Here is a 12,271-nt window from a genome sequence, read left to right as displayed (position 1 = left end):
CTTGGTTTAATTACCCCGCCCGCTTAGCGGGCATTTTTTTGTCCGTGGGCTGTTGATAAAGGCAACCATAGCGAGAAACGGGTGCCCTGAAGCTCACCAGGACCGCAGCTCACCTCTCCACCGTGCGCCAAAACAATTGCTCTCACCACTGCCAACCCCAATCCGCTGCCACCACTATGACGCGAGCGAGAGTCATCACCGCGGACAAAAGCTTCCCAGATAGACTCGGCAACCTCTTTACTGATACCAGGACCTTCATCCTCAACGCTGATCATCACGCCTTCATCGTGCTCACGACAGCTGATCATCACCACTCCACTCACTGCATAGCGCCGGGCATTTTCCAACAGCGCAAGTAAAGCCTGGCGCAGACGCGCAGCATCACAGGGAACCCTCGCTTCATTCAGCCGCAGGACCAACGAATGCTGGCTGAATTTGAAATCGGCTTCCACCACAGCTGCAATTGCCTCGATCTCTTGGGGTACATTTATGAGCCCGTACTGCAATCGCAGGTGGCCGCTCTGTGCCAGGCTCAGGGTGCGAAGATCATCAATCAGATGTGACAAACCATCAGTCTGCTTGACCAGATTAATAAACAGCTGTTGTTCTGGCAGAAAGATTCCATCAGCTAGTCCCTGCAAACGCCCCCGCAGAATGGTCACCGGGGTACGTAATTCATGCGCGATTGCGGCATTCCAGGTACGGATGTCACGCGAACTGTTATCCAACTTTTCGGCCATCCGATTAAAGTCATCCACCAACTCACTCATCTCCGTGAGCGGCTGTTCACCGCGTTCAGCACGTGCATTAAGGTCGCCTCCCGCAACGCGACGCGCGCTTTCTGTCAGTGATTGAAGCGGAAATAGCACGCGGCGGGCAAAGCCTGCAGCAGTCACCACAGAGACCACGACGGTCAGCAAGGTAGACACCACGAGTTGCATCCAGTCGGCAGGACCAAAATCGAGATATTCGCTGTAATCTTTGCCGCTCTTTGCGACCAACACGACATAGATAAAGTAGGTGCCAAACGAAATAAGGAATGAATACAGCGTGATTTTAAGGATCAGCCAGTTAAGCTGCTGCTTGATGGTGCGCGTTTTCATTGCGCCCTCCCAAGGCGATAACCAAAGCCACGCACATTTTGCAGTAAGCCCTCAACCCCCGCTTCCTCCAGTTTGCGGCGCAATTTACTGATGTGACTGTCCACCGTTCGAGGCAACGTTTCGCCTTCTGGCATGCAAGACTCCAGCAGCTCATCGCGAGTAAAGACCCGGTCTGGTGCGCGTACCAGATGCGTCAGCAAACGAAACTCTGTCATGGTGAGTCGCGGAGCGATATTCACATTGCCTGGCCGTACTATGACCCGGTGATGCGTCAGGCTAATGTCGATAAACTCGCTGTAAATCAAATCCTCGGACGGCATCAGCGGTTGGGCACGACGCAATACTGCCTGCACCCTTGCCACCACTTCGGCTGGGTTAAAAGGCTTCACCACATAATCATCTGCGCCAAAACGCAGCGCGGCGAGCTTATCGATATCATCATCGTTGGCTGTCAGCATGATGACGGGCGTGCTGCCACTGCGTCGCAATTCAGCAAGTACCTGCCAGCCATCCTTTTCCGGCATACGAATGTCCAGGATCACCAACTGAGGACGCTCTACCGCATGCAGTGCCAACGCGACGACGCCATTTTCAGCATGCCGGGTACGAAACCCCTCTTTCTCTAAATAGGCCGTGAGAATGACGGCTATTTCTGCGTCATCCTCAACAATCAAAATCAGTTGTTTACTCATCGTGCGCATCCACGCTTGTTTTATGGTTTGAAACCGCCACCCAACGCCTTGTAGAGCGTGATGGTGTTATCAATCTCTCCCTGGCGCAACGTTAACAACGCTTGCCGAGCGCTGTAATATTGACGCTGGGCGTCCAGTAACTCCAATCGGTTATCCAATCCGGCTTGATAGCGTTGGTTTGAAAGCTTCATTCTACGCTGGGCGCTGTTCACCACCCGCTGCTGTGCGGCCATTTGTTGTCGATAGGTAACATTTCCCGCCACGCCGTCCGATACTTCACGGAACGCCACCTGAATGCTTTTCTCGTATTCCGCTAAGGCACTGGACTCTCTGAGTTTCGCCACAGCCAGTTCCGCCTGCAAACGCCCACCCTGAAAAATCGGTAGTGTGATTTGCGGCATAAATTGCCATGTCTGGTTAGCGCCGTCGAACAGCTGAGAGAGTTGTGGGCTAGCCTGTCCCAAAGATGCCGTTAGTGTGATACGTGGGAAAAATGCCGCCCGCGCAGCACCAATATCCGCATTCGCCGCGATAAGCGTCTGTTCGGCTTGCATGATATCCGGCCGGCGCGTCAGCAGGTCCGAAGGCAATCCTGCGGGCAGTTGCGTCACAACTGGAGCCTGCTCCAAGGTGGATTGCGCCTCTGGCAACGGCGCAACCGTGCCCACCAGCAGGCGTAACGCATTACCTGTACGCAGAAGCGTGCGCTGATTCGCCTGAACATCCGCTTCGGCACTCGCCACTTGACCTTCAGCCTGTGCCACATCTAATCCGCTGTTCTGGTTAGCCGTTTGTAACTGTCTGGCTAGCAGTAACGAATGCTGCCAGTCAGCTAACGTTTGCTGTGAGAGTCGCAATTGCTCCGTCGCCAACTGCCTGCTGTACCACGCATTGGCGACGGCCGCTACCAAGGTGATTTGTGCGGCTCGCGCTCCAGCCGCACTGGCAAGGTACCGCGCATAGGCGGCTTCAGACAAAGATTTGACTCGGCCAAACAGGTCAATCTCATAAGCACTGAGATTAATACTGGCGGCACCTTGCTGCTGGATACCGCTGGCGGCTGCACTATCCGCTAATTGCTGGCGCGTCCAATTTGCTGAGCCCTCAATGGCAGGAAAAGCACTGGCATGCTGAATACGGTACTGCGCACGGACGGTCTCCACATTGAGAAGAGCCACACGCAAGTCACGGTTATGCAGCAACGCCATATCAATGGTGTGTTGCAGTTGAACATCGCGAAATATGCTCTGCCAGCCAAGATTGGCAGCGTTGTTGCGGTTTGAAACTGTATAAGTATCAGCAACGGGTAATGCTGGCTTTTCCAACGGCGGATTTAATGAGCACCCCCCAAGCAATAAAACGGCGGCGATCCATGGCTTATGCATTGGTGCCTCCTTGCGTTTTTGCACGCCATCTTTGACGTGATTGCATTACCACCACAAAGAACACCGGAACAAAAATCACCGCCAATATGGTCGCGCTGACAATTCCACCAAAAACGCCCGTGCCAATCGCATGTTGTGTTTCACTACTTGCGCCGCTTGCAAACATTAGCGGCACCACGCCCAAACCAAAGGCTAACGATGTCATAATAATCGGGCGCAATCTCAGTCGTGCAGCCGTCATGGCAGAGGCCATAATGCTTTGCCCCTCTTCATGCAGCTGTTTAGCAAACTCAATAATCAGAATGGCATTTTTCGCGGAAAGGCCAATTACCGTGATTAACCCCACTTTAAAGAACACATCATTAGGCATTTCCCGCATCAGGACAGCCGCAACCGCCCCAATTAAGCCAAGCGGAACCACCAGCATCACGGCGAGTGGAATTGCCCAGCTCTCATATAACGCAGCTAATACCAGGAACACCACCAGCATTGAGAGCGCCATCAGCATCGGTGCCTGGGCAGCAGATTGTTGTTCCTGTAACGATTGCCCCGTCCATTCAACCATAAAGCCCTTAGGTAACTGTTGCGCCAATCTTTCCATCTCTTTCATGGCATCACCACTGGAGACGCCAGGCGCTGCACTGCCCGACAGGCGAATCGCAGGATAACCTTGGTAACGTACTTGCTGGAGCGGCGCGTCAGACCAGACTGGGTGAACAAAGGTTTTTAATGCGACCATATTGTTGTCACTGTTACGGACATACAGGTTAAGAATGTCATCGACTTGCATACGATCCTTCGCATCAGCCTGAATGATCACTTGTTGCATACGACCTTGGTTCGGAAAATCATTAACATACAATGACCCTAACGCTGCAGTGAGGGTTTCACTGATGGTGGCAAAGGTCACCCCCATGGCATTCGCTTTTTCTCTGTCAATCTCCAGCCTGACGCTATTACCGGGCGGCAAACCATCGGGATAGACCTGCGTGACCTTGTCACTTTTTGCTGCTAGTTGTAGCAATTGCATTTGTGCAGCTTGCAGTGCGGCATCGCCTTGATTCGCGCGATCTTCAAGGCGCAGCGTAAATCCTGAAGACGTCCCGAGGTCTTCAATCGGCGGCGGCATCAAGCTCATGACCGAACCTTCAGGAATGTCAGCCATTGCCTGTTGCGCGTGCAGCACTTCTTGCTGGGTTGAGGTTGCACCGCGATGTTGCCAATCCTTGAGTACGGTAAATGCCAGCGCAGTGTTGGCACCCGAGCCAGAGAAACCAAATCCGACAATTGATTGATTGGTAGCAATACCAGGTCGTGTGTCCACCGCCGCTTCATATTTCTTCACCACCTCAAGTGTGCGTTGCTGGGTCGCATCGGCAGGCAGTTGAAATGACGTCATGAAATAGCCTTGGTCCTCTTCGGGCAGAAAGCTGGATGAAAGCTGATTAAACGCCAACGCCATAGCGGCGCTAATGGCCAGAAATGCCAGCATCATGCGACCGGAGCGTTTAAGACTGGTAACAACCCATCCCTGATACCGCCCTGTCAGTCGGTCAAACCCCCGGTTAAATGCGGCAAAAAATCCACGAGAAGCGTGGGCGGGTGGTACAGCCGTGAGCAAAGTAGCGCACAGTGCAGGCGTTAAGGTTAACGCCAACAGTGCGGAGAACAGAATGGCGGTTGCCATCGAGAAGGCAAACTGACGGTAAATGACCCCGACCGAACCGCTGGCGAAGCCCATAGGAATAAATACTGCCGTCAGCACCAGCGTGATGCCAATGATCGCACCGGTGATTTCACGCATTGCCCGCTGTGTTGCTGCGCGCGGTGGTAACTGCTCTTCACGCATGATGCGCTCCACGTTTTCCACTACCACGATGGCATCATCAACGATGATGCCAATCGCCAGCACCATGCCGAACATGGTCAAAACGTTGACGGAGAAGCCAGCGAGCAACATCACGGATAGCGTGCCCAATAACGCAATCGGCGCGACAATGGCCGGGATAAAGGTGTAACGGATGTTCTGCAAAAACAGGTACATCACCAGAAACACCAACACCATGGCTTCGAGCAGTGTGTGAATGACCTTCTCGATGGATATCTTTACGAAAGGTGCCGCATTGAAGGGCACGGAAAAATGAATATCAGCAGGCATCGCTTGGCTCAATGCGTTCATACGCGCGATGACGGCATCTGCCGTTTTAACCGCATTGGCCCCCGGTGACAGTTGGATCGCCGCACCGGTAGAGTTTTGCCCGTTTTCTCGCATCATAAAGCTGTAGCTCTGAGCACCCAGTTCGACACGCGCCACATCACCCAACGTCACTTTTGACCCATCGCTATTGGCACGTAATACAATGGCAGCAAACGCTTCCGGCGAACTCAGTTGGCCTTCCACCGTCAGGGGAATGGATACCTGCTGCCCTTCCAGCGCGGGCTCATCACCTACACGACCCGGTGCAATCTGCGCATTTTGTTGGCTAATGGCGGTTGAAAGATCGTTCATGGTGAGGTTGAAAGCCACCAATTTGGCAGGTTCGACCCACACACGCATAGCACGCTCAGCGCCAAAAAGCTGAATACGCCCGACGCCTTGGACCCGGCGTAGCTCTTCGACCACGTTACGCGCCATATAGTCGCTTAACGCCTCGCTGCTGGTCTTTCCCGCTTTAGATGTCAGGCTAACAATCATCAAGAAACCTGAGCTGGCGGCTTCAACCTGCAAGCCATTCTGTCGGACGACTTGCGGTAGTCGCGGCTCAATGGTTTTGATACGGTTTTGCACATCCACCTGTGCCAACTCTGGATCGGTTCCGGGCTTAAAAGTCACCGTGATGGTTGCCTGACCTGAAGTGTCTGTGGATGACTCGAAGTAAAGTAGATTTTTGACGCTCGACAGCTCGCGTTCAATCAGCCCCACCACAGCATCATTCATCGTCTGCGGTGATGCACCGGGATAGGTGGCGTAAAGCGACACGCTGGGAGGCGCGACCGAGGGATAACGCGCAACAGGGAGTTGAGGGATAGCGATGGCACCAAACAGAATGATGAACAGTGCCAATACCCATGCAAACACCGGACGTTTAATAAAAAATTGCGCCATGATTATTGCCCCCGTACCAAGGCATAGTCACTGGCCACTGCAGCAGGTAGCACCGCTGCTACTTTCACACCATCACTGAGTTTATCCATGCCCTGGATCACCACGCGCATGCCGGGGCTGAGCCCACGGGTAATGCGGTAATGACCCTGGAGGATGTCGGCGACATCAACCTCGATCCGCCTCACCCGCTGTTGATCGTCCACCACCCATAGCGCTGGTTTACCGTTTTCACGGACTATCGCCTGCTGCGGAACCAGCAGAGCGTCATCAACATGTTGTCGTGGGATTTGTACTCGAACAAACATTCCTGGAAGCAATATGCGATCTGGATTAGGCACCTGAACACGCAGCATCACCTCACCCGTTCCACTGTCCACGGCGATACCCGAGAACAACACTCTGCCTTGCTGCACATACGCGGCGCCACTGGCGCGCAATACGGTCACTGGCAATGCCGTTGTTGGATTTTGACCGCTGAACTGCGCACGCAACGCATCGTATACCTCTGCGGGCTGGCGCACATCAATGTAAATGGGATCAGTTTGATAAATACGCGCGAGTGGCGTGGTATCGCTAGCGGTAACGTAAGCCCCTTCGCTCACCAGCGTTTGATCGATCCTCCCGGCAATCGGGGCATCTACCGTGGCGAAACTGAGATCCAGCTGCTTACGCGCCAGGGTGGCTCGTGCCTGCGCGACATCGGCTGAAGCCTGCTTCTCAGCGGAGAGAGCATCGTCGAAACTTTGACGACTCACTGCCTCACTTTTCATGAGCGGTCGTAAACGCGTAGTTTGCTGCCGAGCCTTTTCCCACACTGCCTGCGCGCGCAGCAACGCGGCTTGGGCACTTTCAACATCGGCTTTAAAGGGCGCAGGATTGATTTGATACAACGGCGTGCCTGGTTTTATTTCAGCACCCTGCTCAAACAGTCGGCGCTGAATGATACCGCTGACTTGCGGGCGAATTTCCGCCACGCGCAATGCGGTTACGCGGCCAGGTAAAGTTTCACTGATGGCAAGAGACTGTGGCTGTACGACGGTAACGGCAACCTGCGGCACCGCTGCGGCAGGGGGCTCTGAGGTTGGATGATCGCATCCTGAGAGCAGGATAGCTGAGACGAACAGCCATCCTGTCAGAGTGAGCGTTTTGCAAGTAAGCATCTGCGAGTTCTCGTGGCAAAGAATAGAAAAACCAGTCAAGCGCCGATGTTAACGAAGGGGTGTTGGGCAAGCGTCGAGGTTGTGTTGCGATTATGTGGAGAGCGTAAAAAAGGCGTGATACACGCCGTTTGGTAGAAAATCGATCAGAAAAAAGAGAGCGAGTTGCGTTGTAAAAACGCCAGTTCTTCCGCTGTGGATGGGCGATTAAGGCGCTGATTACGATGTGGATAGCGACCAAACGCCTCGATAATCTGTCGATGTTCTAACTCACTCTGATAGTAAGAGGATCCTTTCAGCGCACCGAATAGCACTTCAGCTTGTTGATGGACAACACGAGACTCGGCATGCATCCAGGGAATCAAGAGAAAGCCTTTTTCATCCAGGCTCAGTGATTTATAACCCGGAATTTTCACCGCTTCCTGCGCGAGCAATAGCGCCATGCCATCTTGCTGCCAGGCGAGAGCACTGTCCCGATGGAGATTGCGGGAGAATTGATCCAGCACGATGATTTCGGCCAATCGCCCTCGAATGTCTTTCCGCCAGGCCGATAATTCACCGCGACGAGCCGCTTCCCAGCAATCATAAAAACCACCTCGTATCGCTTCATCAAACCCGTCATTCTGTTTGAACCAATAGTTTTCATGGCGCGCGTTAAACCAGAATGCCAATACGGTTTCATACTCCATCCTATTCCCCACAGATAATTCCCCTGATAACCATAAAGGTTAGGCTAAAATCGTGGTGGTTATCTGTTAGACTCGCGCGGGCGAAGTAGGGATAAGGAAACCACTGAGGTGAATACATGAGTAATCAACTGGATGAGCGACTACAAACCGAGCTGGATAGAATCAACGTAGAAGAGCAGCGTAATGACCGCCCCTACTTTGATATCTCTTTTATCAAAAATTATCCCGGTTTATTCAGCCTGATGTGGATACTGTTTGTTCTTACCATGGCGCTGCTGTTGTACTCCGACTCTTTCGGCACCATCGAATATGTGGTCTGCATCCTGATTTTTGCGGTGTGTAATTTTTTCTTCTTCTTCCATGTCAATCCGTCGTACAAAGCGAAGGATATCGATAAAGGTGCCTGGAAGAATTGTTACACCGGTGATTGGTATATGGAAGTCCATGTTCGGGGCGCTTTTGTCGATGAACTGCTGGACAGCGCCATTCTGACCGAGAGTGAAAAAACACGGCTGAAAGAGATGCGCGCCAGGAAAGGTTATCTGTACTTTGCTGATATCTATCGTTTAAGGCATTAAACCCTTACAGCGCGTCGCTCCCACGACGCGCTTTCCATGCTATTTCACCACCGGATGCTTAGCAAACTGCAGTGCCTGCATAAATTTATCGTCCAGATGCAGATGCTGCCGCACCAAATCTGCTGGCGTACTGGCCAACCATTGATTCAATGAAATATCCGCGTAGTAATCGCTTTTAAATAATTCTAAAAACCGCAGCGGCTTATCGCCGATATTTTCAATGTAATGCCCCATGGCGAAAGGAACATAGCCAACATCACCCGCGCGGAAATCGAAGGTCCGAGCCTGCCCCGATGAGGCAAACACGCCCATGCGCCCTTCACCTTCCAGATAGTATTGCCACTCATCGTTGTTGGGATGCCAATGCAATTCCCGCATAGCGCCGGGCTCAAGTTCCACCAATGCAGCGGCGACGGTTTTTGATATGGGGAAATTGCTGGTATCGGTGATGCGTACAGTGCCACCTGGAAGTGAGATCGGTTTTTGAGCCAGCATTTTGTGTGAGAAATTCAGCGCAGATTTCACGCCACCTTTAACAGCGGCTGAAGCTTCGCCTTCCGGCGCTTTCCCGGCAAAAATATACTCGTCTGCCGGTGATGGCAGCGTGTTGAAAACGTCCGCTGAGACGCCAAAATTTTTGGCGAGCACTTCAGGCGGAATGTGTTTAAACCAATCGCTAAGCAGGAAAGTGCTGTCCTCATCAAAGTTACCGTTATCAAAGGCCAGTAAAAACTCACAACCGTCGGGACCGAGTCCCTGGATTGAGTGCGGTACGCCAGGCGGGAAGTACCACAGGTCACCCACGCCAACATCATCCACAAACCATCCACCCTGGGTGTCCAGTGCAGTGATACGTGCATTTCCATAGAGCATGTACGCCCACTCGCCCTCTTTATGCCAGTGCAGTTCACGAATGCCACCATTATCAAGCCGCATATCTACACCTGCGATGGTGGTGGAAATCCCTAATTCGCGTTGTGTCACCTGCCGCGTCCACCCTCCGCTACCTTTGCGTACATGCGCATCGCTAAAAGAGAAGCGCAGATTCGGTAATGTACCGCTGTCTGTTGCGGGTGGATCGACAATATCGGGATTGAGCCCTTCACGGATAGGATCGTGTGGACCGGGGTCGCGGGGATGGTGGGGATCGTTTGCTGGGTAAGTGGCCACTGTTGCATCGTGGGCATGAACTTTACCCGCTGCCAACGCCACGGTGCCACCCGCTGCAAATGCCATGAAGGTTCGACGAGATAAGTTTTCTAATTTCATACCTGTTGTTTCCTCAGTTTCTTATGGTCTTAATAGAGCTCATTAACCATAGTGAAACTGTGGCATTGCGATGTAACAGCCTGCGGGTCGGTTCAAATTAAGGATTTAATCGAGCAAAGAAACTAATCTCATCAACAGGTTAAAATAAACAAATTGTTGATTAAATATTGAGGTTCTGGCACGTATCCAAAGGAATATAAGGCACAAATAGGTTAATTCAGCCCAAATAAACATTAGGAAAAATTATCAAAAACCATTGCAAGGTTAATGGAATGTTACAAATGATAAGCTATTCGCTTCTACCCACCTGCTATTTGATGAGGTTTAGCAGACAACCCACTGTTGTCTGCTGCTGTGAATCTATTGTTGCCGCTGGAGGCATCGGGATAAACGGAAGAAGGCTTTCAGGATTGGAAAGCCAAACTTTCTAATTGAGATGTTCTGGTTTTTCAGTTCTAAACCCCAAGCCAATTAAACGACCAAACAGATGGCGCAAGAAAGGGAAACGGCTGATCATCTGCGGCACTTTACTCGGCGTAGTGCGCTTACGTTTATTACTGCTCATTTTAATTTGCAGGAATTGCGTGGCAACAGTGGGAAACTGTCGACGCTGTTGCACTTTCTGCAGATCACGTACTGTGACATGGCCTTTTTTCAGTGGAAGAGTGAGGCAATTGGCCGCTGCCACCGCATCCTGAATCGCCAGATTGACGCCAACGCCGCCAATCGGCGACATCGCATGGGCGGCATCACCAATGCACAGCACGCCGGGCTTCATCCACTGATCCAGCCGGTCGATGCGAATCGACAACAGCTTCAATTGATCCCAACCGTCGAGTTCCGCCATGCGCTCAGCGCTGAAGGGGGCGACTTCAGCGATAGCCTGTTTTAGCGTCTCCAGACCAGCGAGCTTTAATGCGTCAAACTCTACTTTATGGATGGTGTAGCCGCACTGCCAGTAGTCACCGCGATCAATCACAATGAAATTCTGCTTTGGCCCTTTATGACCCATACCCCATTCGGGATCGGTTTCCTGTTTGCCCAGCCGGAACCACAGCACATCACGGGATGAGCCAAAGCTTTTACTCTGCAATCCGGCTTTGGCACGTACCTGCGAGTTACGCCCATCCGCGCCAATCACCAATGAGGTATGAATGATGCGCGTCTCGTTACCCTGTAACGTTTTAACACCCGACACCACACCCTCTGCATAGATCAAATCATTAAAAGCGGTGGATTGTAAGAGCGTGAAGCCGGGAAAAGCGGCCGCTTTGCGCGCGAGAAAATTGAGGAAATCCCATTGCGGCATAAAGGCAATAAAGCGGCACTGCACCGGCAAGCGCGAGAAATCAGCCATCGTGATCTCCTGACCGGCTACTTCTGCCTGTAATTTTTCGGCTCGCTGATGCGGTAAGGTCAGTAGCTCATCCAGCAACCCGAGATGGCGCATGATCTCCAGCGTCGAGGGATGGATGGTATCGCCACGAAAATCGCGCAGGAAGTCGGGATGTTTTTCAATCACCACGACGCTTAATCCTGATCTCGCCAGTAAATAACCCAGCATTAATCCTGCTGGACCGCCGCCGACGATACAACAGTCGGCGGTGAGTTCTGTTGGTTTCATCCTGACCTCAGTACAAAGCAATTGATGATAATCGTTATCATTTATATAGCATCGTGATGAGGTTTAAGTGGGAATAAATGCCGCAGTATCTACACGTGCATTTATCTGAGGTGCGTCAGACGGGTCGTTCTCCGCTCCTCAGAATTTCTTAGTTAGGCTGTACCCGCTCATCAAGCTGAAGCTGCAAAAAGGTCAGATCGAGCCATCGGCCAAATTTGCAGCCTACCTGATTTAATCTGCCGCCATCACTGAAACCCAGCTTCTTGTGCAGCGCGATTGAAGCGCGGTTCTCCGACTCAATCCCGGCAATCATCATGTGTTTGCCCTGCTCGCGCGCCCGCTCGATCAAGGCGGTCATCAGCATGCCACCCACCCCTTTGCCGCGCCCGTTTTTATGGACATAGACTGAATGCTCCACGGTATGACGGTAACCGTCCCAGGGACGCCAGTCACCATAGGAGGCGTAGCCAATGACGGCTTGCTCCTCAACCGCCACCAATACCGGAAACCCTGCGGCCTGGCGTGCAGCAATCCACTGGATGCGGTTAGCAATATCCACGGTATTCTCATTCCAAATCGCGGTGGTGTTGAGTACTGCGTCGTTGTAGATCTCCGCGATCGCCCCTGCATCGCCCTCTTCTGCTGCTCGTATTTGCATGATGTCTTCC

General features: G+C 52.4%; 10 protein-coding genes. 1 reads left to right on the top strand and 9 read right to left on the bottom strand.

All coding sequences use genetic code 11. From position 1 onward, the window contains the following. Positions 1–23: 23 nt before the first annotated feature. From IAE30_RS00375 to IAE30_RS00350, 6 genes are all read right to left on the bottom strand, one after another. A complete protein-coding gene (locus IAE30_RS00375; protein WP_200538422.1) occupies positions 24–1,103 on the bottom strand; it encodes an ATP-binding protein in 1,080 nt (359 codons plus the stop codon). Next, entirely contained in the window at positions 1,100–1,795 is a 696-nt protein-coding gene (locus IAE30_RS00370; protein ID WP_200677695.1) for a response regulator, read from the bottom strand. Before IAE30_RS00370 ends, IAE30_RS00375 begins: the two co-directional genes overlap by 4 nt. Positions 1,796–1,815: 20 nt before the next feature. Further along, positions 1,816–3,180, bottom strand: a complete 1,365-nt coding sequence (locus tag IAE30_RS00365) for an efflux transporter outer membrane subunit (protein WP_200538420.1) — start codon at positions 3,178–3,180, stop codon at positions 1,816–1,818. Then, complete coding sequence (locus tag IAE30_RS00360) at positions 3,173–6,286, bottom strand: multidrug efflux RND transporter permease subunit (RefSeq protein ID WP_200677694.1); 3,114 nt, start codon at positions 6,284–6,286, stop codon at positions 3,173–3,175. The genes IAE30_RS00365 and IAE30_RS00360 overlap by 8 nt, the downstream gene beginning before the upstream one ends. A gap of 2 nt (positions 6,287–6,288) precedes the next feature. Then, positions 6,289–7,446: an efflux RND transporter periplasmic adaptor subunit gene (locus IAE30_RS00355; protein ID WP_200538418.1), complete on the bottom strand. Its 1,158-nt coding sequence runs from the start codon at positions 7,444–7,446 to the stop codon at positions 6,289–6,291. Positions 7,447–7,589: 143 nt separating this feature from the next. Next, a complete protein-coding gene (locus IAE30_RS00350) occupies positions 7,590–8,132 on the bottom strand; it encodes a DUF924 family protein (RefSeq protein WP_200677693.1) in 543 nt (180 codons plus the stop codon). A 116-nt stretch (positions 8,133–8,248) separates the two neighbouring features. Here IAE30_RS00350 and IAE30_RS00345 point away from each other — a divergent pair, with 116 nt between their 5' ends. Continuing rightward, positions 8,249–8,710, top strand: coding sequence for a YlaC family protein (locus IAE30_RS00345; RefSeq protein WP_200538416.1), 462 nt, complete (start codon positions 8,249–8,251; stop codon positions 8,708–8,710). Between the two features lie 39 nt (positions 8,711–8,749). Here the strand turns inward: IAE30_RS00345 and IAE30_RS00340 are convergent, their stop codons facing one another. The 3 genes from IAE30_RS00340 to IAE30_RS00330 all read right to left on the bottom strand — a co-directional run bounded on the left by IAE30_RS00340 (position 8,750) and on the right by IAE30_RS00330 (position 12,261). Beyond that, positions 8,750–9,946 carry a cupin domain-containing protein gene (locus IAE30_RS00340; protein ID WP_200678319.1) on the bottom strand — a complete coding sequence of 399 codons (1,197 nt, stop codon included), beginning with the start codon at positions 9,944–9,946 and terminating at the stop codon, positions 8,750–8,752. Between the two features lie 460 nt (positions 9,947–10,406). Beyond that, complete coding sequence (locus tag IAE30_RS00335; RefSeq protein ID WP_200677692.1) at positions 10,407–11,603, bottom strand: FAD-dependent oxidoreductase; 1,197 nt, start codon at positions 11,601–11,603, stop codon at positions 10,407–10,409. 148 nt (positions 11,604–11,751) lie between these two features. After that, the gene (locus IAE30_RS00330) at positions 11,752–12,261 is read right to left on the bottom strand and encodes a GNAT family N-acetyltransferase (protein ID WP_200677691.1); all 510 of its coding nucleotides are present in this window, start codon (positions 12,259–12,261) and stop codon (positions 11,752–11,754) included. Positions 12,262–12,271: the final 10 nt, after the last annotated feature.

It is taken from the genome of Pantoea sp. S61 (assembly GCF_016625145.1).
GTDB lineage: Bacteria > Pseudomonadota > Gammaproteobacteria > Enterobacterales > Enterobacteriaceae > Pantoea > Pantoea rwandensis_B.
This window is presented reverse-complemented; position numbering and strand designations above follow the sequence as displayed.

What these genes read in the sequence shown, in the direction of transcription:
- IAE30_RS00375 (WP_200538422.1), bottom strand. Translation starts at nt 1,103, where the DNA reads ATGAAAACGCGCACCATCAAGCAGCAGCTTAACTGGCTGATCCTTAAA.
- IAE30_RS00340 (WP_200678319.1), bottom strand. Translation starts at nt 9,946, where the DNA reads ATGGCATTTGCAGCGGGTGGCACCGTGGCGTTGGCAGCGGGTAAAGTT.
- IAE30_RS00360 (WP_200677694.1), bottom strand. Translation starts at nt 6,286, where the DNA reads ATGGCGCAATTTTTTATTAAACGTCCGGTGTTTGCATGGGTATTGGCA.
- IAE30_RS00355 (WP_200538418.1), bottom strand. Translation starts at nt 7,446, where the DNA reads ATGCTTACTTGCAAAACGCTCACTCTGACAGGATGGCTGTTCGTCTCA.
- IAE30_RS00345 (WP_200538416.1), top strand. Translation starts at nt 8,249, where the DNA reads ATGAGTAATCAACTGGATGAGCGACTACAAACCGAGCTGGATAGAATC.
- IAE30_RS00350 (WP_200677693.1), bottom strand. Translation starts at nt 8,132, where the DNA reads ATGGAGTATGAAACCGTATTGGCATTCTGGTTTAACGCGCGCCATGAA.
- IAE30_RS00365 (WP_200538420.1), bottom strand. Translation starts at nt 3,180, where the DNA reads ATGCATAAGCCATGGATCGCCGCCGTTTTATTGCTTGGGGGGTGCTCA.
- IAE30_RS00335 (WP_200677692.1), bottom strand. Translation starts at nt 11,603, where the DNA reads ATGAAACCAACAGAACTCACCGCCGACTGTTGTATCGTCGGCGGCGGT.
- IAE30_RS00330 (WP_200677691.1), bottom strand. Translation starts at nt 12,261, where the DNA reads ATGCAAATACGAGCAGCAGAAGAGGGCGATGCAGGGGCGATCGCGGAG.
- IAE30_RS00370 (WP_200677695.1), bottom strand. Translation starts at nt 1,795, where the DNA reads ATGAGTAAACAACTGATTTTGATTGTTGAGGATGACGCAGAAATAGCC.